Below are 19,494 nucleotides of genomic sequence, written 5' to 3'. Positions count from 1 at the left end.
AGAATTTGTATGGAAAGTGTTAGAAGTTCCATAACAAGTGTTAGAAGTTCACACAATAGGTGTAACAATTCAACCATACAAGCGCTGGAAGTTCACAATTTTTCCTGCTCTAACGCTGAAAAACAACTTTCCGGTCAATCGATAAATTGAATTAACTGTAAAAAAAGACATTTACGCCAAAGTACGATAGAATAGAGCAAAGGAACGTTAAAAAGGATGTGACTTTCATGACACAAAAAATACTCGTAGTAGATGATGAACAGCCAATTGCTGATATTTTGAAATTTAATCTGGAAAAGGAAGGCTATCAGGTTGTCATTGCAAATGATGGCGATGAAGCAATCGAACTTGCCGGTGCAGAAGATCCCGATCTTGTCCTCTTGGATATTATGCTGCCCGGAAAGGATGGTAATGAAGTTTGCCGGGAAATCCGCAAGACGCAATCGATGCCAATTATTATGCTGACAGCTAAGGATGCTGAAATTGACAAGGTGCTTGGTCTTGAGCTTGGTGCAGACGATTATGTAACAAAGCCATTCAGTAACCGGGAGATCATTGCCAGGGTTAAAGCTAATCTGCGCAGACAACAGCAGATTCCGGAAGATGGCGTGAAAACGACCAAGAATATTGAAATCGGCCGCCTTGTCATTCATCCGGATGCATATGCGGTTACGCGTGACGGTGACCAACTGGATTTGACACATCGTGAATTTGAATTGCTGCATTATCTTGCCCGACACATTGGCCAGGTTATGACCCGGGAGCATTTGCTTGAGACTGTATGGGGTTATGATTATTTTGGTGATGTTCGGACGGTTGATGTTACGATCCGCAGACTGCGTGAAAAAATTGAGGAAAACCCGAGTAACCCAATGTGGATCGTCACAAGAAGGGGCGTCGGCTATTATTTACGCAATCCTGAACAGGAGTAGTTTTTATGCAAAAAGTGGGCTTTTTCCGCTCCATTCAACTGAAATTCATTATTATATTTATCCTGCTGCTGCTTGTCGCCATACAGGTAATCGGCTCGTATTTCGGAAGTGAACTGGAAAGCGAGCTGTTCGATAGTTTTAAACAGCAGATTAACCAGCGGGTGGGTTTGCTGGAATTGAATCTGAAAGAAGCGTTTAATAAGGAGCGGACAGATGATTCGGAAGGCATGTCCCTGCAGGAGGAAGTGCAGAACATTGTACGAAGCAACAAAACCGCCCCCATTACGAAGCTGCAGGTCATTGATAAACAGAGCAGGATCATGGCAACAAGTGATTATTCAAATCTGAACATTGTCGGTAAAAAAACGACAAATGATCTGATTAATAAAGTTGTACGCTTTGGAGTTGTCCAGGAAGCCAGGCAATACAATCGGGAAACGGGAACCCGTGTCTACAGAAAAGCAATTCCCATCTATGATAATGAGCAGACCCAGGTTGGAACTATTTTCCTGGAAGCATCGCTGAAAAATGTTTATGATCAGCTGCAAAAGATAAACCGAATCTTTGTGCAGGGCTCTGTTTTGGCGATTACCGTTTCTGCATTTATGGGGATTCTCGTCGCCAGAACGATCACCAAGCCGATTATGGAAATGCGCAGACAGGCCCAGACGATGGCACGGGGTGACTTTTCACAAAAGGTAAATGTGTATGGTACGGATGAAATCGGACAGCTTGCCGAGACGTTTAATGATTTGAATGTACGATTGAAACATTCCAGGGCATTAACCGAGGAAGAGAGACGCAAACTGAGCTCGGTTTTATCCAATATGTCTGATGGGGTCATCGCAACAGACAAGTCCGGTGCAGTGTCATTAATGAATGATGCCGCGGCAAAATTAATCGGAGTAAGTCCCGAAGAAGCGCAGGGGACTTATTTGATGGATCTGCTGCAGCTTGATGAAAAAACGATTGATATTACAGACTTGCCTGATACAGGTTCGATTATTATTGATTTTAGTGAAGAGGATAGTATTTTCCTTATTCGTGCCAACTTCTCCACGATTTCTGACGAAGAAGATGATATTACCGGATTTATAACCGTTATCAGTGATGTCACAGAGCAGGAAAAAGTCGAACAGGAGCGCCGTGAGTTTGTTTCCAACGTATCACACGAATTGCGGACGCCGCTTACAACGATGCGAAGTTATATTGAAGCATTAACGGAAGGTGCGTGGGAGGACAAGGAAATAGCTCCGCGTTTTCTTGGTGTCGCGCAAAATGAAACCGACCGCATGATCCGCATGGTAAATGATCTGCTGCAGCTGTCAAAAATGGACAGTAAAGAACATCCGCTGCAAATGGAAAAAGTGGAGTTTATGGAGCTTTATCACCATGTTATTGACCGCTTTGAAATGAATGTGGAGGAAGGAATTCATCTGGAACGCGACCTGCCTGATGGCAAGTATTACGTCTGGATGGATAAAGACAAAATGATCCAAGTGATGGACAATATTATTACAAATGCCATCAAGTATTCTCCTGAAGGCGGAACAATCCGTTTCAGGGCAGCAAAACAGAAGAGTCAGCTGCTGATCAGTATTGAAGATGAGGGCATGGGAATTTCCTATGATAAAGTGGATAAAATCTTTGAACGGTTTTACCGTGCCGACAAAGCAAGAACAAGAAAGCTCGGGGGGACCGGACTCGGCCTGGCCATTTCAAAAGAACTTGTTGAAGCTCATCACGGCAGGATTTGGGCGAAAAGCAAAGAAGGTAAAGGGACAACGATTCTCTTTACACTTCCGCTGATGAATAAGAAGCGGAGGGGTAAAAAATGAATTTAGAAACCGTTAAGTCGATCATTTTGTGGGTCCTGGTGTTGTTAAGTCTACTGCTCACATTCAGTTTATGGAACTTTCAGCCCAACCTGAAGCTTTCCAACAACAGTGAGTATGTGGATCAGGTGGATCTAGGCGGAAAAGAAGTTACCCAACAGGAAATAATCGAGCCAAAATCAATCATTTTCCATAACGGCAACACCTTTTACGGCTTTTCCGATCCGAAAGATATGCAATCGTTATATCGGGATATGCAGTCATGGGTAATGTATGATTTTCAGGTTTCCGAAAAAAACGGCGAACCGTCACAGGAAAAACAGCTCGAGATCATTTTTCCGGAACCGATGCCAATGCAAATGGCGAAAACCTTGTTTACATTTAATAAAGTCGGTTCTGTTCCGGAATGGAGCTTTAAAAAGATGTATATCACGTTTAATACGGAAAATTCAGCTTTGAAGGTTATTTTTGTAGCAGAAAACGGGGAACGGCGTGCTACAGCGGTAGTGAACAACTCCAAAAAGTACGACAGGCTCTGGCGCTACCTCACAACATTTGAAGGACTGAGGGAGTACAAGCTGGTCAAGTCGGGAAGCAGACCGTATTATGTTCCGAAATATCAAATTAAAATGAACCAAAAAGTGCTGACCGTTAACACGATTAACCCGTCGAAATTGGTTGACGCGCTGTTTAACACTCCCGAGGTTGTCAGGCCGAATGAGATTAATGAAAATCAGTTGTATTTTACGGATGGCATCCGTGGCATGAAGGTCTATCAGAATACGCAGCGCATGGAATTTCAGAACCCGTATCAGTCAGCAAGCAGACCGCTTCAGGATACGGAGCTGATCACCCAAAGTGTGCAAAAAATCAATTCGGCGAAAGGCTGGACCGGTGAGTATAATCTGATGCATATTAAATCACCGGATAATATCATTTATTATCAGATGTATTACAACGGTTACCCGATCTACAGCACACTTGGCTTGTCTGTTCTTATGCAGGAATGGCAGCCGACTGAAATAAGTGTGGAATTGAACAGTTACAATCGTCCGTTGTTCCGTCTAAACAACCTGATTAATGAAAATCCAGTAACATTGAAATCAGCATCCGAAGTTTTAAGTTATCTGGAAAACGATTCATCCTATAAACTGGAAAACATCAGTGACTTACGGGTCGGTTATTACTTGTCATACCAGGGGATTGACACGAACAATGTCGTTAAATTGCAACCAGGCTGGTTTATGGAAAATAACGGAAGTTGGCAGCGAGTCGAATTTAATGAAGAGATGCAATTTCAGGAAGGTGGGAGCTGAGGATGCAATGGAAACAGATTAAAGTGTTATTTATCCTCTGCTTTCTTGTTCTGGATATTTATTTACTGGTCATGTTTTTTCAGAAACAAAAGGATGCGGATTTGGGAATAGCCGAAACACTTTCATCTGCTGTTGAGGATCTGGAGGATGAGGATATTTCCATCAAAGCTGAGCTGCCTCAACAGCAGCTTGAGGAGTCATTCATATCGGTAAAACAGAAAAACTTTACCAAAAAAGACGAAAAGAAGTTGGAAGACAAGACAAATCTTGAGGCGGCGATGATTAAAAACAATCTGATGATTGGCAGGTTTGAGGAGCCTGTTTCTTTTCAGGAAAATGCATCGGATGAGGTGATTGCGGAGCAGGTGAAGTCATTTATTCTGTCACCGGACAGCTATACATTTTGGGATTGGAATAAAGAGATGAATGTGCTGGTCTTTTTTCAGCAAAAGGATGGCAGGCCGATATATTTCAATGAAAGCGGAATTGTGCTCGTTTTTCTGAATGACGAAAATGAAATGATGTTTTTTACGCAGACAATGCTTGGTGAAACACAGTCACCGGGAGATACGAATTCATTGATTAAGCCGAAGCAAGCCATTAACATCCTGTTTGTCAATAACAAACTTGTTTCCGGTGATGTGGTTACAGATGTCAGTATCGGATTTTACACACGGTACCCGCTCGATAGTGGTGTACAGGTGTTCGCTCCGACATGGGGAATCACCGTTAATGAGGAAGAGGATTTTTACGTCACGGCTATCGAAAATCGCGTCTTTACCAGTGATGAGGTTAACTTCTTAAAAACGGCTGCAAGATCTGTTTTTAATAAAGTCAGAACGACCGGAGAAGAGACAAAATTGAAGGAATTTGTCATGGATCGTATTAATAAAAAGCTATCAGAACTTAATCGGAGTGAGACAGAATGACATTACGGTTTAGTGTACTTGCCTCGGGGAGTACGGGGAATGCATTTTATATAGAATCGGACCGGGAGAAGATACTTGTTGATGCTGGACTCAGCGGGAAGCAGCTGGACAGGCTTTTTGGGGAAATTCAGGTAAATCCGGCTGAGTTGTCCTGCATCCTGGTAACGCATGAGCACAGTGATCATATAAAAGGGCTCGGGATTTTTGCGCGTAAATATAATTTGCCTATTTATGCTAACGAAAATACATGGAAGGCAATGGAGAACGCAATAGGAACTATTTCACTGGATCAGAAATTCACGTTTGGAACAGGTGAAATCGAAACATTCCGTGATATCGATGTGGAATCATTCGGCGTATCTCATGATGCTGCAGAACCGATGTTTTTTACCTTTCACCATAACCGGAAAAAGGTAGCGCTTGTTACGGACTTAGGTTATGTGTCGGAACGGATCAAAAAGACGGTGGAGGATGCAGATGCCTATATTTTTGAAGCCAATCATGATGTCAGTATGCTGCGGATGGGACGGTATCCGTGGAATGTGAAACGGCGCATCCTTGGTGACTCCGGCCATGTTTCCAATGAGGACAGCGGTCTTGCTCTCAGCGACATCATTTCCAACCGGACCAAGCGTATTTATCTGGCACATTTAAGCCAGGATAACAATATGAAGGATTTGGCACGTATGTCCGTTTCCAACGTGCTGAAGGAACGCGGGATACAGCTTGATATCCAGGATACAGACCCGAAAACGGCAACATCACTTTATGAAGTCGTATAATCATAACCCCGGAAACAGACAATAGTATAGAACTGTATAAGAGGATTTTTGAACACATACGTTTAATCCTTTTATTGAAGGAGATGGGTCAATGGGGTACTTTGATGAAGATTACGTACCGAAGTCGAAAAAAGAACGGCGTTGGCTGGTTCCGGTTCTTTCGGGGATTATCATTGGTATGATTATCGTCCTGGCAGCATTACCCGGGATATTGAAATCAGACATACTTCCGGAATCATGGACTGGCGGCACGGAAATCACGGATTCAGGCAAGGATGGCAGTGGATTGAAGTCGACTGATTTTGTATCTGTGGATGTATCCACACAGATTACCGATGTTGTCGATGAAGTTTCCAAAGCAGTAGTCGGTGTCATAAATATTCAGCGGCAAGGGAACTTCTGGGAACAGCAGGAGGATGATCAGGCTGGCACGGGTTCCGGGGTCATTTACAAGAAGGAAAATGGCTATGCATACGTCATTACCAATCATCACGTTATCGAAGGTGCTGATACCGTCGAAGTCGTGTTGTCAGACGATACACGTGTTCAGGCAAAAATTCTTGGGAGTGATCTGTTTTCCGATTTGGCTGTTTTGCGTATGAAGGCCAAACAGGTTAAGAATACCATTAAGATGGGTACTTCGGGATCAGTTAAAGTCGGCGAACCGGCGATAGCGATCGGCAATCCACTTGGAATGAAGTTTTCCGGATCGGTAACCACTGGGGTCATCAGTGGGAAACAACGGACGATTCCCCAGGATTTCAACCAGGACGGCCGTGCTGACTGGCAAGCGGAAGTTATCCAGACCGATGCTGCGATCAACCCCGGCAACAGCGGGGGTGCACTGATTAATATTGAAGGTCAGCTGATTGGGATTAATTCGATGAAAATTAATGAAACATCGGTCGAAGGGATTGGATTCGCGATTCCGATTGATACGGCCAAGCCGATTATTGAAGAACTGGAGACAAAAGGGGAAATCACCAGACCATACATGGGGGTTGAAATATATTCCCTTGATGATATTCCACAGACCGAATGGGATAAGACATTGAATCTCCCGGAAAATGTAAAAGGCGGAGTTTACGTCTGGACGGTTGAACCGTTGTCACCAGCAGATCAAGCAGGAATGAAGCGGTTGGATGTCATTACAAAAATCGATGGAAAAAAAGTTATGAACATGATTGATTTGCGAAAGATCCTGTATGAGGAAAAACAAGTCGGTGATTCGCTGAACGTAACGTTTTACCGCGATGGCAAGAAAAAAGAAACGACAATCAAACTTGGTGTACAGGAATAAGCTATCCTTTGCGGGTAGCTTATTTTTTTAGGGCAGATAAACTTTCTTACTGGATAAGTGCAACTAAGGCTGTCACCTAAAGGCTTGCACTCAAGAGCATAAGGGCTTCTAAGAAAGCACAAAACGCTTTCATAAGATTCCCTTTAATGACAACCAGGTTTTCTAAGATTGAGATAGTAGGGGAGATCATGACCACTTTAATAAGTTATCCCCAACCTGTGAATAAAATGTTTATAAAAACTATATATAGTACAGAACAAAAATTCTATAACAAAATAACTGCGAACATTTGTGCATATGTGGATAACTCTGTGGATAGTGTGTCGTTTACATATAATTCAGAGTATACTAAATTATTTAGGGTACGAAATATTCGAATGCGAAAGGAAATACCTGCTTATGACGAACGATTCTTCACAAACAGGTACATATCGATGATTTTGCAGCTGATTCCGGTGATGTTTTTAGTTGCCTTTACCATCTCAGCTATCGGTCTGTTAATTGCCAGCACACTAAAAACAGCACAAGGTTTTCAAATGGTCATTCAAATTCTGTTATTCCCGATGCTATTTTTATCCGGTGCCATGTTTCCACTGAACGGGCTTCCCCTATGGATGGACATTATCGTAAAAATTAATCCGCTCACCTATTCGGTTGATATGTTCAAAGACATTATCCTGAAGCCGGAAACGATGAGTGCTGCAATAAGCCAGGCAATGGGGCTCGACCTGGAAAATTTCAATCATATCATCACATTTGCCGAGGAAGCTATTGTTGTTGGTGTCATTGGTGCTGTGTTTGTTGTTTTTGCCACGATACGATTTTCAAAGGCAGAAGCATAATTCATTTCAGCAGTTTGCCAGGTGCATGCTGAAAAATCAAAATCAGCAGGATAAGTACGACAATATCCAATCTTGCATGAAGCAGGAATTGTAAAATCCCTTCGTTCCCAGTCAGAATGGGGATTTTGGTAAGAAAAATTGCCGCCAGTATAATTAAAATCAAGGGTGCGGTCGCGTGTTTTAAATAGAGCCTGGCAACAACAAGCGCGCCGCACACAATTTCTACAAGCGCAACCACAAACAGTATCGTGTGCGGATATGGCAATCCCAAATCGGTAAATACCAGTTTAAAATCTTGTTCAATCAGCTTGAGCGTTCCGGTTGTAATAAAGACAAATCCGACTGCATAACAGATCCACTTATCCATCGGTAAATTCTTCATCAAAACACCTCCACGGTCATTCTGATTCATATATATGCAGCTTCAGGGACAACCTTGACAACCTTTTTTAAGAAGAAAGATCCATCCATTGCCATTCCTGTTGTTTAATCGTATAATTTCTTTTGTATATAACGTAAAGGAAGTGCAACCATGATCAGACGATTTTTTTCATACTATAAACCGCATCGCCGGCTGTTTGTTGTCGACTTTACTTCAGCGGTGATTGTGGCATTACTCGAACTTGCTTTTCCGATTGCGGTACAGGCCTTCATTGATAAGCTGCTGATAACCGATAATTGGGATTTAATTGTACTGGTCAGTATTGGGCTGCTGTTCGTATACATGCTGAGCACATTTTTGCAGTATGTCGTTACATACCTAGGCCATAAACTCGGAGTGAATATTGAAACCGATATGCGCCAGGACTTGTTCCAGCATGTGCAGCGGCAGTCATTCCGGTTTTTTGATAATACAAAGACCGGCCATATTATGAGCCGGATCACCAATGATTTATTTGATATCGGTGAACTTGCCCATCATGGACCAGAGGACTTTTTTATCGCGATAATGACGTTTGTTGGTGCATTCTGGTATATGTTCTATCAAAACGCACAGCTTGCCTGGATTATCTTAATTGCGGTACCGATTCTCGTATTTCTGATTTCGTACAGTAATATAAGAATGAATCAGGCGTGGCGCGCAATGTACCGTGATATTGCTGAGGTGAATGCGCGTGTTGAGGATGCTGTGTCCGGTGTCCGTGTTGTTCAGTCATTCACTAATGAACCATATGAAATGGATCGTTTTACAAAAGATAATTACAGTTTCCGAAAAGCGAAAATTGGTGCATATAAAGTAATGGCATTTGTGCATTCCAATATTTACATGATGATGCGGTTGATTATTATCATTGTTTTGGTTATCGGTGCGTGGTTAACGATTAATGACAGGCTGTCCACTGGGGAATTGGTTGGATTTGTGCTGATTGTGAATGTGTTATTTAAGCCAATTGAGAAAATCAGCGCATTGTTGGAACTGTACCCGAAAGGCATGGCCGGATTTAAACGGTTTACCGATATGCTGGATATTGCACCGGATGTCGTTGACAGGGAAGATGCAAAAACAGTGGAATCGCTGACAGGGAGGATTACGTTTGAGGATGTCACGTTTGCCTATGAAAAAACACAGTCACCTGTCTTACATGATCTCAGTTTTGGCATTCAAAAGGGTGAAACCGTCGCATTTGTTGGTCCGTCCGGCGCAGGGAAAACGACGATTTGCTCGTTGATTCCCAGGTTTTACGATGTCGATCGCGGCAGTATTATGATTGATGGAATCGACTTGCGCGAGATGACCAAGGAGTCGCTGCGGAAACAGATTGGTATTGTGCAGCAAGATGTGTTTTTGTTTACCGGAACACTGCGGGAGAATATTGCATACGGAAAGCTTGATGCAACGGATGAGGAAATAAAGCGGGCTGCAAGACAAGCCCATATGGAAGATTTCATCCAGGAACTTCCGGATGGTTATGAAACACAGGTCGGGGAGCGCGGATTGAAATTGTCGGGCGGTCAAAAGCAGCGGATTGCCATTGCCCGCATGTTTCTAAAGAACCCGCCGATTCTCATTCTGGACGAAGCAACATCAGCACTTGATACCGAGACAGAGACAATTATCCAAAAAGCGCTGACTGAGCTCTCTAAAGACCGGACAACTTTAGTCATCGCCCACAGGCTTGCCACTATCAAGAATGCTGATCGGATTATGGTCGTGACCAAGGAAGGCATCGAGGAAGAAGGCAGTCATGAAGAACTGCTCGAGCGCGACGGGATTTTTGCACATTTGCATAAGGTGCAGATGCGCTAATGAAGTGATAAAAGAAAGGCTCTGCTGTTGCGAAAAACAGTGGAGCCTTTTAATCGTCAGTACGCCGTATTTTTTGAAACAACAGTGTCATTGCATAAGCAATAAAGACAACTGCTACATCAATCAGCGCCAGTATAAACAGATTCATCCCTTTATGAAATCGGGCCATATCAACGGCTTCTGCCAGCGATCCAAAACCGTATGCGAAAACAAAACTGCCAATTAACGAATAAACCCAGAAGTTTTTATTGCGTTTCATACAGTATTGGTAAAGAAGCATGAAAAATACCGGGAATAGAACAGATGAAACGGTTATTCCCTGTGGAAGCAGATAGGAAAGACTGTGAATGTGATTAAAGTAATTGTTTGAGGTCAAATAGCTGTCCACCGTTACCCACAGGATATGATTGGAGTAACCAAAAAACGCAATCCTGAAGATGTTTTTCCGGTCTACGACAATAAACCAGATAATCAGCGGTATCAAAACGGTGAGTATATTAATCCAAAAAAACATCGTTCCCGGATTGGAATAAAGTTTCCAGTATTCTGTAATAAGACCTCCGAGTTGTTCTTTTAAATGATAAATTTGCTGATACAATTCCTGTTCTTTTTCGCTCATTTTGCAAAATACCCCGCTTAATCAGAATCATTTTATTAGCTTGGCCATTTCGAAAGATCCTATACAATGTTCATGTTATCCCCAATTTTCTGTGGATAACCTGTTAATAATTGTTAGCTTTAGCCAATTTATACAACGATTGGTATAATAAAAACAGCAGCATGGTTCGACTACGTTAAAAATAAGGAGGAGAAAATCGATGGAACGCTTAAGTGAGGAACAAATTGAAAAAGAATTGGAAGCAGTACCGGACTGGAAACGTTTGGATGAAAAATGGATTGCCCGCAAATACCGTTTTAAGGACTTTCTGAATGGAGTCCGCTTTGTTGACCAGGTAGCGGCATATGCTGAAGAAAAACAGCATCATCCATTTATTTCTATTGACTATAAGGCCGTAACATTGAAAATTTCCTCGTGGCAGATGAAAGGCCTGACAGACCTGGATTTTGAAATGGTCAACCACTTTGATGAATTATACGATGCGACAGCAAAATAAGCTGGGAAATTTGTCGATATTTCCCGGGAAATATTGAACCCTTATGGTGAATCATAAGGGTTTTTGGTTTGTTGAATTTTAATAAACGGAAGTGGAAGGATTGCGGGAGGTATTGGAATTTATCAGACACCAAGCAGACCGTGTGACTGAACATCATTTACAGCCCTAGCGATAATTCGGGCAGCGGTAAACCTTTTGATCTATTCCTTATTGAATTTGTGAATAAATACACAGGAACAGTGCATATAGTATGCGCAAATAGTACCTATTCTTTGATCGTTTATTGTAAATGACCGGCAGTACTGTTAATCTTAAACGTAATTATAATGGTTGACCATGTTTCGTATCTGCTTCAAAACGATTCTGCACAACATGTTTATTATGGCACATTACTTCACGCGGTTAACCCAGCCACTCATGATGATTGCTACATATTCGATACCACCACGACAAATAAAATGATAAAGGATGTGAACTTGTTTATGCAGCGAAGTTTTATTAAAAAAGCTTCCATTTTCCTCGTTCTTGTACTGATGGTTTCCGTTGCATTTATGTACGGGGGAAAAGCGTCAACATCCGAAGACTCCACACAAATTGCCTCCGCAGAATCTGTTCAACTCGATGAAAAATTGGAAGAAATCCTGCAAAATGAACATTTGGATGGGACGACAACTGGTATAAGTATTCGTAATGCCGATTCAGGCAATATTTTATTCCAACATGCCGGAGATAAACGGCTGCACCCTGCCTCCAACATGAAACTGCTGACTGGAGCAGCAGCATTTGCGACCCTCGGTCCTGATTACCGGTTCACAACAGAAGTATTAACGGATGGAAAGATCAGAGGTAAAACACTCCAGGGTAACCTGTATTTAAAAGGTAAAGGGGATCCAACGTTGATGAAAGAGGATTTGGATCAGTTTGCCAAGGAATTGAAGGAAAAGGGCATCCGGAATATTCATGGGAACCTGGTTGCCGATGACAGCTGGTATGATGCTGTCAGACTATCACAGGATTTAAACTGGTCGGATGAGCCTTTTTATACAGGTGCACAAGTTTCAGCACTATCTTTGTCACCAAATGAGGATTATGATGCGGGCACCGTTATTGTGGAAGTATATCCTGCGTCAGAGGCCGGCGAAGGTCCGAAAGTGAAGGTAACCCCAGAAACAGATTATGTAACGATTGTAAATAAAGCTAAGACCGTGTCCGCCGATGGTTCAAAAGATATTTCCATCAAGCGTGAGCATGGTTCAAATGACATTGTAGTGAAGGGTACCATCCCGCTTGATGGTTCCAGATCAAGATCATGGGTGTCGGTTTGGGAGCCAACTGGTTACGCGCTGGATGTATTTAAAAAATCGCTTCAGGAACATGGCATTAAACTTGTCGGTAATTCAAAAGTGAAGAGAGGTGTCACGCCGGAAGATGCCACTTTGCTTACATCACGAAAATCGATGCCGCTGAAGGATTTGTATATTCCATTCATGAAGTTAAGCAATAACGGGCATGCCGAAATATTGACGAAGGAAATGGGCAAAATCGTAAAGAATGAAGGCAGCTGGGATAAGGGATTGCAAGTGATTGAGGAGACTGTGGCAACGTTTGGGGTGAATGTTGATACACTCAGGCTTCGCGACGGATCCGGTATGTCACATAAAAATATGATTCCGGCCAATGAGATTTCCCAATTGCTGTATGCCATTCAGGATGAGCGCTGGTTTCCTGCATTTAAAAAATCACTGCCTGTCGCCGGAATGTCTGAACGATTTGTTGGCGGAACACTGCGCTACCGGATGACCGAGGAACCGGCAAAAGGGAATGTAACAGCGAAAACAGGCTCCTTGACAGGCATGTCCACCTTGTCCGGGTATGTGACAACGAAGGACGGACAGAAATTAATCTTCTCGATCCTGGTCAATAACTATCTTGGATCATCGTCCAACATCACTGCAATTGAGGATAAAATAGCAACCGTACTGGCGAAGTATGAATTTGATTAAAAAAGAAAACAGGGAGTGAATTTTCACTCCCTGTTTGCATATTAATAGCCGACTTCAACTGCTGCATTTACGATATACATCAAGTCATTTTCGTCGTCCTTGTCCTCCAGAATAATTCCACTCGATGTCGCCATGCCGCCATCTGTAACATCAATTGTTACCGTACCATATGGCAGGACTTCTTTTACTTTATCCTTGTCCAATTTTGAACGGTCGAGCGGTACGGCAAGCCGTATATTCACTTTCATATTTTCAAGTTTCTGATCGGGTAAACTCTTTTCAATTCCCGGCATCGAGTTTCGATAAATCGCATCTTCCATGGCACGGACAGCCGCCTTTGTTACATCCTGGCCATGCACATCCATGCCGGTTCCTGTCTGGATGAAGAGAATCTGCTCCATCAGGTAACACTCCTTTTTGGATTGTCGTATCAATCCATTTCCCGCTGCAGAAAAAGTATAAACAACCCTCTAAAATTATTGATCGTTCATATCTTCTACGCCCTCATTATAACGTCGCAGCAGCTCCCCGAATATTTTTCTGTCTTCCTCCGGCCATTCCGACAACATATATCGCAGCCGCCCATATCTGCGCTCTCTGTTTGCTTCCAGTTCTTTTTTGCCGGTATCTGTAATCTGGTAAAAATACGAACGGCCGTCAGCAGGATTCGGTTCCTTCACCGCATAATTTTTTTGGACGAGTGCTGCAGCTTGTCTGCTTATCGTGGAACTATCCAGTTGCAGGTCATCGGATAATTTTTTCACCCCTGCTGGCCCATGTGAAGCCAATTGCCTCAGAATGACATATGTGGAACGATCCAGTCCGTCCATCCGTTTTTCCGATAAAATAATACGCCGGATAAAGCTCGTAATTTCTTTTTCAATTCCCGCAATGGTTTCGTCATTCATTGTCATAACACCTCATCGATTATTATACGACAATCATAACTTTCTGTGTTGAAATGTCAATTTATTATGTGTACTATACAACCATTTAGTTGTATGGTACAATCAATTGGTATTTTTAAAATTAAAGGAGTTAAGCATATGTCAACACCAACTGCATCCAAATCAATGGAACATCGTGTGCCCGACGCTGCTGCTGTTGAAAAAAGCGGTATTCTCAGCCAGCCAAAAGCAGTCTGGGCAGTCTTTTTTGCATCGATTATTGCGTTTATGGGACTTGGGCTGGTCGATCCGATTCTGCCGGCCATTTCCAAGCAGCTCGATGCCACAAAAAGCGAAACCACATTGCTTTTTACAAGCTATAATGCCGTCATGGCCTTTGCAATGCTTGTTACCGGTGCCATTACATCACGCATCGGCATCAAGCGCACACTTATTGCCGGCATTATCATTATTGCCGTATTTGCCGGACTTGGCGGAGCGTCAAACGGAATCTGGGAACTTGTTGCGTTACGCGGCGGCTGGGGACTCGGAAATGCGCTCTTTGTTGCCACCGCACTGACTGCCATCGTGACCTTATCTAACAGCGGCAATGCAAAAGCAATTATTTTATATGAAGCAGCAATTGGACTGGGCATTTCCGTCGGTCCGCTCATCGGCGGATGGCTTGGCGCCATGTCCTGGCGCGGTCCTTTTTTTGGTGTGGCGACATTGATGGCCATTGCTTTTGTCGGACTGATGACACTGATGCCATCAGCTCCGTCCACGGCACAGGCTAAACAAAAAACATCGCTGCTGGATCCATTCCGCGCACTGAAACATCGATCCCTGCTCGTATTCGGCATCTCAGCAGCCTTGTATAATTTCGGGTTTTTCACGCTGCTTGCCTTTGCACCATTTGTGCTTGGACTGGATGAACATGGACTTGGACTCGTGTTCCTTGGCTGGGGGCTGCTTTTGGCGGTCACGTCCGTTTTCATGGCACCAAAACTGCAAAAGGCCTTTGGAACCGTCAAATCGATGTGCCTGATGCTCGCCCTGTTCGCACTTTTATTGTTGGCAATGGGAATCTGGACATCGACACAGTGGGTTGTTATTGCAGCAGTGATTGTGGCCGGCGCACTGCTCGGCAATAACAACACACTTATAACAACCGCGGTCATGAACGCCAGCCCTGTTCAGCGATCCACTGCGTCTGCAGCATACAGTTTTCTCCGTTTTATCGGCGGAGCCATCGCGCCATATCTTGCCGGAAAGCTGTCCGAAATCTATAATTCCAGTGTACCGTTTTATGTCGGAGCCGCATTTGTCGGGCTTTCCGTCCTGTGTATCTGGCTGAATGACAAACATATCCGCCATGTGGACACAGCAGAAAACGCACATTGATTACAAAAGGGACTATCCATCGTAATAGTCCCTTTTGTGTGAAAAAAATTAATGCGGTCCTTTTTTTTAATGTGACCCACTGGAGCGGCGGCTCGATATGGATTCGGCAAATTCAGGTGATAATCCGGCACTTTTTTGTTTTTTTCGGAAAAAACCAACGATAATTCGGCACTTTTGAATTTTATTCGGAAAAAAAGGGTGTTTATCCGGCATTTTCGCATGCCGGACATTTTTGTTTACCCAAGCACCCATCACCGGTGCCGGTAATCAACAGTCCCAATCAAGCGAAATACTTTTCAAAGCCGTCCGGAAAAACTATGATAGTATTTTAATGACACCGATGAAAGAAGTGTTCTACCGTGCAGAAATCTATCAAACTTATCCTTCAAATTGCAGTTCTATATGGAATCTACATGTTCGGCGGATGGATTCAGGATACCCTGAACCTGTTCGTTCCCGGAAGTGTTATTGGACTGATCTTATTGTTTATCGCGTTGCAGACAAACATTGTGAATGTTCGCTGGATCGAGGAAGGTGCATCCTTTTTTGTTCGTCACCTGACCTTGTTTTTCATCCCGGCAACCGTGGGCGTCATGCAGTACTACAGTGTCTTTTCAGGTAAAGGCGTTCTGCTGATTTTGATCGTTCTTGCCAGCACCATTCTTGTTATGGGAAGTGCTGGTTTTATCAGTCAGTGGATGATAAAGAGAAAGGAAATGGAATCATGATTGACATTTTGATCGCGTGCAGTGCCATTATTGGTACGTGCATCATTTATTTCACCGCATTAACTGTACATAAAAAAATCCAGCACACATTCAGCATCCCGGTCCTCACGTCTACGGTCGTCATCATACTTATTCTTGTGCTTTCACAAGTATCCTATGAAACGTACATGACTGGCGGCAAATGGATTGATGAGCTGCTTGGGCCCGCTGTTGTTGCCCTCGCCTACCCGCTCTACCAGCAGCGGGACATTCTGAAAGCCGTTTTCTTGCCGATTCTGTTTGGAACGTTTATCGGAGCGGTAGCCGGAATGTCAAGCGGCATTTTGCTTGCCAAGGCGGCCGGTTTTGATACATTAATTATTCACTCGATTATTCCGAAGTCCGTCACAACCCCTGTTGCCATGGCTGTTTCCAGCTCGGCAGGCGGTGTCACATCTCTGACCGCTGTTTTTGTCATGATTGCGGGAATCGGTGGTGTGCTGCTTCACAAGAGCGTCTTTAAACTGTTCCGTCTCAACCATTATCTTGGCCGCGGCGTCGGCATGGGCAGCGCTTCCCACGCCATCGGAACCGCCACGATGATGGAAAACAGCCAGGCAGAAGGATCCGTCAGCACGATTGCTATGGTATCAAGTGCAGTGATTGTGTCGATTGTGACACCAGGGTTGATTTTTCTTTTGTTGTGAAAAAGTAACTGGCATAACGAACAGCAAAAACGGATAAATCGGGAATATAATAACCTTTAGACAACAATAGGTTATTTGGTGATAAGAAGAAAAATACTTGTTAACTAAAAAGAGAAGTATAACTCTATTTAAGAATCCTTGGAGTTATACTTCTTTTTTTATTGGTATGCGGTAACTTGTGGCAGAGCAAAACTTTCCTTATAAATTATTTTATAATGGTTATTTACTTTCACATATACAACTTTAACAGGGCGGGTAGTTTTTGATGTTAGTCTACCATCCTCCCATCTTGCATATTATTTTATAAGAATAATGGAAAGGAGAAAATTGATAAAGTTGGTAAATGCGTGTGATAAGTACTTCGAATGTTTCAATTCATTGCAAGCCCATGCATAGTGGTAAAAAGTCAGTCAGTAGGGTGGTTTACGCATTTTTTATCACTTAATGATTAATATAGTTAATGAATTTATATATATCATTAATTAATTAAAATTGACCTTTTATTAACACAAGGGATATAATGGAGGTGAAAGAAGGTGAAAATAATGACTGCAACGATATTTGAGGAAACAGAAAAAGACATTGAAAAGGCCTTTAAGTTACAAAGTAAACCAAAGATTGAAAAAGAGACAAGTTACGTTCTTAGCCAAATTATCGTCACCATGTTAGGAACCTTCAAAGATCGCCTAAAAGAAATTAACTTTGATACGACCTACCTTCATTTCAATGAGCGGTACATTTTATCGGATAAGAACCGTCTAGCATTGTTGGAATGGTTAAAACGACTGATGTTGTTTAGTATACCAACCACTGATTTGGAGTTTGGAAAGCTAAAGTTGGATTTAGAGGACTGGTATTATCAAATTAGTGGAAAAGATATTGATTTCGAATATCGAGAGGACTACTTAATCAAACCAAAACAAGCAGCAGAATTTCTAGGTGTGTCTAACGTGACGCTGAACAAATATATGAAACAGGGGTTCGAACATATAGATACGTCTTCTCATAATAAGATTCCAAAACATGCAGTTGATCTTTGGAAAGACCCAGTGTACTGCATTAAGATGCAATATCTTTATCAAGAGAAGAAACGATTACGGCAAACACCCGAAGAACGTTTGAGTGAAGTATATGAAGAACTAGTGCAATTCAAAAAGAAATACAAAACGCCTTACATTGAAAAAGCCTTTGAGGGAATAGACATTGATGAAATGGATGATCCTTCAGACTATTATGAATGGCGGGATCTTCTTGAGGAGGAAAAGGAGATAACAAATAAAATTATAGGAGAAACATAGGGACGGATCATGCTTCCTATTTCTAATGGAAAACAACTAGTCCTTCTCTTTTCATTACTATAACCGTTATAGCTAAGTAAAAAGTGTCAATTTGATTGAGAAATTAATTAAGGATACTCTGACACTGGGAGGTCACTCAATAAAACGAGAAAGTTTAAATACACGTCTATACTTGATTTGATAAAGAAAATAAGAAAGTGTGAAAAGTTGAAAAAAAAGGTATAGACAAGTATAATTTAGTTACACTATAGCATAGGCTCCTAATGGAGGTGAGCAGATGCTACGAGAGGAGAAGAATAAAAATGCCAAAGGTAGCAGACGTTAAACCTATGGACATTAAATTTAACAGTCGTAAAGAAGAGGAAGCTTTTATAAAATGGGCTAACGACAAAAGTACTGCAAATCATCCTGACATGGTTGAAATGAGGAAAAAAATCATGGAAGTAAGAGCAATTAAAAAAAGGATGAATGAAAAGTGACCAAAAACAACATAGATATTGCCAGCATTAGGTCAGCACCCTTATCCAAAGATTCGATGAAGGATGTTGGCCTTTTTGATTGTTCCGACCAACCAAATGTCGAGGATTTTTTAAAAAGGGACGCTTTACGATTGGAAGAATGTAATGCGTGTAGAACAATATTATATTATTATAATAATAGGTTAATAGGGTTTTATACATTATTTACGGATTATGTAAACCTTGTTAATTCTAAACGAATGAGTGAAGGCTGGAGAGATGTCTCTACTGCAATGAAAAGCCAGCATTTCCCGGCTATTCGGCTACACTATTTAGGAATAGATATGAAATACAGAAACAAGGGTTTAGGTGCCTTGTTATTATTATTTGCGCTTGATACATGTATATATATATCCGAGTACGTTGGATTTAATTTCATTATATTAGAGGCATTGAAGGAATCAGTCGGTTTTTTTGAAAGACAAAATTTCTCAAAAGTAAAATTACATAATGAATTACACGTAATGGCAATTAAATTGGATGACATAAAGTTTTAATACAACTATTTGCATGAAACATTATTTTGAGCGGTAAATACCGGCAGCCATTTTCGGACGGCAAGCCACTTGTTAATTCGCATGCCAATCGGGAACACAACTATATCCTGATTATTTTCTGTCGTATATCTTCCTTCAAAGATCTTTTTTCCCATTACAATCCTTCCAACTGTT

20 protein-coding genes and 1 pseudogene are annotated in these 19,494 nt (G+C 42.2%); 16 read left to right on the top strand and 5 right to left on the bottom strand.

The features are described from left to right. Positions 1 to 227: 227 nt before the first annotated feature. The 7 genes from yycF (at position 228) to ABD010_RS13470 (ending at position 7,936) form a co-directional block, all read left to right on the top strand. Positions 228 to 932 carry a response regulator YycF gene (yycF, locus tag ABD010_RS13500; RefSeq protein ID WP_343814069.1) on the top strand — a complete coding sequence of 235 codons (705 nt, stop codon included), beginning with the start codon at positions 228 to 230 and terminating at the stop codon, positions 930 to 932. Between the two features lie 5 nt (positions 933 to 937). Further along, positions 938 to 2,770 carry a cell wall metabolism sensor histidine kinase WalK gene (walK, locus tag ABD010_RS13495; protein ID WP_343814067.1) on the top strand — a complete coding sequence of 611 codons (1,833 nt, stop codon included), beginning with the start codon at positions 938 to 940 and terminating at the stop codon, positions 2,768 to 2,770. After that, positions 2,767 to 4,083 (top strand): YycH family regulatory protein, encoded by a 1,317-nt coding sequence (locus tag ABD010_RS13490; protein WP_343814065.1) that lies wholly within the window; start codon positions 2,767 to 2,769, stop codon positions 4,081 to 4,083. The genes walK and ABD010_RS13490 overlap by 4 nt, the downstream gene beginning before the upstream one ends. A 2-nt stretch (positions 4,084 to 4,085) precedes the next feature. Beyond that, positions 4,086 to 5,012, top strand: coding sequence for a two-component system regulatory protein YycI (locus tag ABD010_RS13485; protein WP_343814062.1), 927 nt, complete (start codon positions 4,086 to 4,088; stop codon positions 5,010 to 5,012). Continuing rightward, positions 5,009 to 5,794, top strand: coding sequence for an MBL fold metallo-hydrolase (locus tag ABD010_RS13480; RefSeq protein WP_343814059.1), 786 nt, complete (start codon positions 5,009 to 5,011; stop codon positions 5,792 to 5,794). Before ABD010_RS13485 ends, ABD010_RS13480 begins: the two co-directional genes overlap by 4 nt. 91 nt (positions 5,795 to 5,885) lie before the next feature. Continuing rightward, on the top strand, positions 5,886 to 7,094 hold the full coding sequence (locus ABD010_RS13475; protein WP_343814056.1) for a S1C family serine protease: 1,209 nt from the start codon (positions 5,886 to 5,888) through the stop codon (positions 7,092 to 7,094). Positions 7,095 to 7,471: 377 nt separating this feature from the next. Continuing rightward, positions 7,472 to 7,936 (top strand): ABC transporter permease, encoded by a 465-nt coding sequence (locus ABD010_RS13470; RefSeq protein ID WP_343814053.1) that lies wholly within the window; start codon positions 7,472 to 7,474, stop codon positions 7,934 to 7,936. A gap of 1 nt (position 7,937) precedes the next feature. Here ABD010_RS13470 and ABD010_RS13465 read toward each other — a convergent pair whose 3' ends face one another. Further along, the gene (locus ABD010_RS13465) at positions 7,938 to 8,318 is read right to left on the bottom strand and encodes a DoxX family protein (protein WP_343814050.1); all 381 of its coding nucleotides are present in this window, start codon (positions 8,316 to 8,318) and stop codon (positions 7,938 to 7,940) included. Positions 8,319 to 8,468: 150 nt separating this feature from the next. Here ABD010_RS13465 and ABD010_RS13460 point away from each other — a divergent pair, with 150 nt between their 5' ends. Further along, a complete protein-coding gene (locus tag ABD010_RS13460; protein ID WP_343814047.1) occupies positions 8,469 to 10,184 on the top strand; it encodes an ABC transporter ATP-binding protein in 1,716 nt (571 codons plus the stop codon). Positions 10,185 to 10,233: 49 nt separating this feature from the next. On the opposite strand, the gene ABD010_RS13455 is transcribed toward ABD010_RS13460, so the two are convergent. After that, the gene (locus ABD010_RS13455; protein WP_343814044.1) at positions 10,234 to 10,803 is read right to left on the bottom strand and encodes a hypothetical protein; all 570 of its coding nucleotides are present in this window, start codon (positions 10,801 to 10,803) and stop codon (positions 10,234 to 10,236) included. 199 nt (positions 10,804 to 11,002) lie between these two features. On the opposite strand from ABD010_RS13455, the gene ABD010_RS13450 reads away from it, so the two are divergent. Continuing rightward, positions 11,003 to 11,299, top strand: a complete 297-nt coding sequence (locus ABD010_RS13450) for a 4a-hydroxytetrahydrobiopterin dehydratase (protein ID WP_343814041.1) — start codon at positions 11,003 to 11,005, stop codon at positions 11,297 to 11,299. 482 nt (positions 11,300 to 11,781) lie between these two features. Further along, complete coding sequence (gene dacB / locus ABD010_RS13445) at positions 11,782 to 13,302, top strand: D-alanyl-D-alanine carboxypeptidase/D-alanyl-D-alanine endopeptidase (RefSeq protein WP_343814039.1); 1,521 nt, start codon at positions 11,782 to 11,784, stop codon at positions 13,300 to 13,302. Positions 13,303 to 13,343: 41 nt separating this feature from the next. Here the strand turns inward: dacB and ABD010_RS13440 are convergent, their stop codons facing one another. Together ABD010_RS13440 and ABD010_RS13435 are read right to left on the bottom strand one after the other, a co-directional pair. Further along, entirely contained in the window at positions 13,344 to 13,703 is a 360-nt protein-coding gene (locus tag ABD010_RS13440; RefSeq protein ID WP_343814036.1) for a Lin0512 family protein, read from the bottom strand. A gap of 75 nt (positions 13,704 to 13,778) precedes the next feature. Beyond that, on the bottom strand, positions 13,779 to 14,210 hold the full coding sequence (locus tag ABD010_RS13435; RefSeq protein WP_343814034.1) for a MarR family winged helix-turn-helix transcriptional regulator: 432 nt from the start codon (positions 14,208 to 14,210) through the stop codon (positions 13,779 to 13,781). A 165-nt stretch (positions 14,211 to 14,375) separates the two neighbouring features. Here ABD010_RS13435 and ABD010_RS13430 point away from each other — a divergent pair, with 165 nt between their 5' ends. From ABD010_RS13430 to ABD010_RS13405, 6 genes are all read left to right on the top strand, one after another. Then, positions 14,376 to 15,593, top strand: a complete 1,218-nt coding sequence (locus ABD010_RS13430; protein ID WP_343814504.1) for an MFS transporter — start codon at positions 14,376 to 14,378, stop codon at positions 15,591 to 15,593. A 359-nt stretch (positions 15,594 to 15,952) separates the two neighbouring features. Then, positions 15,953 to 16,321 (top strand): CidA/LrgA family protein, encoded by a 369-nt coding sequence (locus tag ABD010_RS13425; protein WP_343814031.1) that lies wholly within the window; start codon positions 15,953 to 15,955, stop codon positions 16,319 to 16,321. Continuing rightward, positions 16,318 to 17,007 (top strand): LrgB family protein, encoded by a 690-nt coding sequence (locus tag ABD010_RS13420; protein WP_343814028.1) that lies wholly within the window; start codon positions 16,318 to 16,320, stop codon positions 17,005 to 17,007. The genes ABD010_RS13425 and ABD010_RS13420 overlap by 4 nt, the downstream gene beginning before the upstream one ends. Before the next feature lie 545 nt (positions 17,008 to 17,552). Beyond that, a complete protein-coding gene (locus tag ABD010_RS13415) occupies positions 17,553 to 18,305 on the top strand; it encodes a DNA-binding protein (RefSeq protein WP_343814025.1) in 753 nt (250 codons plus the stop codon). A gap of 302 nt (positions 18,306 to 18,607) precedes the next feature. Further along, positions 18,608 to 18,784 carry a hypothetical protein gene (locus ABD010_RS13410; protein ID WP_343814022.1) on the top strand — a complete coding sequence of 59 codons (177 nt, stop codon included), beginning with the start codon at positions 18,608 to 18,610 and terminating at the stop codon, positions 18,782 to 18,784. Next, positions 18,781 to 19,320 (top strand): GNAT family N-acetyltransferase, encoded by a 540-nt coding sequence (locus tag ABD010_RS13405; protein ID WP_343814019.1) that lies wholly within the window; start codon positions 18,781 to 18,783, stop codon positions 19,318 to 19,320. The genes ABD010_RS13410 and ABD010_RS13405 overlap by 4 nt, the downstream gene beginning before the upstream one ends. A 29-nt stretch (positions 19,321 to 19,349) precedes the next feature. On the opposite strand, the pseudogene ABD010_RS13400 reads toward ABD010_RS13405, so the two are convergent. After that, positions 19,350 to 19,475 (bottom strand): annotated as a pseudogene (locus ABD010_RS13400) (monooxygenase family protein); the annotation flags it as partial. Positions 19,476 to 19,494 lie beyond the last annotated feature (19 nt).

The sequence above is a fragment of the Virgibacillus siamensis genome (assembly GCF_039522605.1).
GTDB lineage: Bacteria > Bacillota > Bacilli > Bacillales > Amphibacillaceae > Lentibacillus > Lentibacillus siamensis.
The sequence above is the reverse complement of the archived record's forward strand: the minus strand, read 5'-3'. Positions and strand labels throughout refer to the sequence as shown.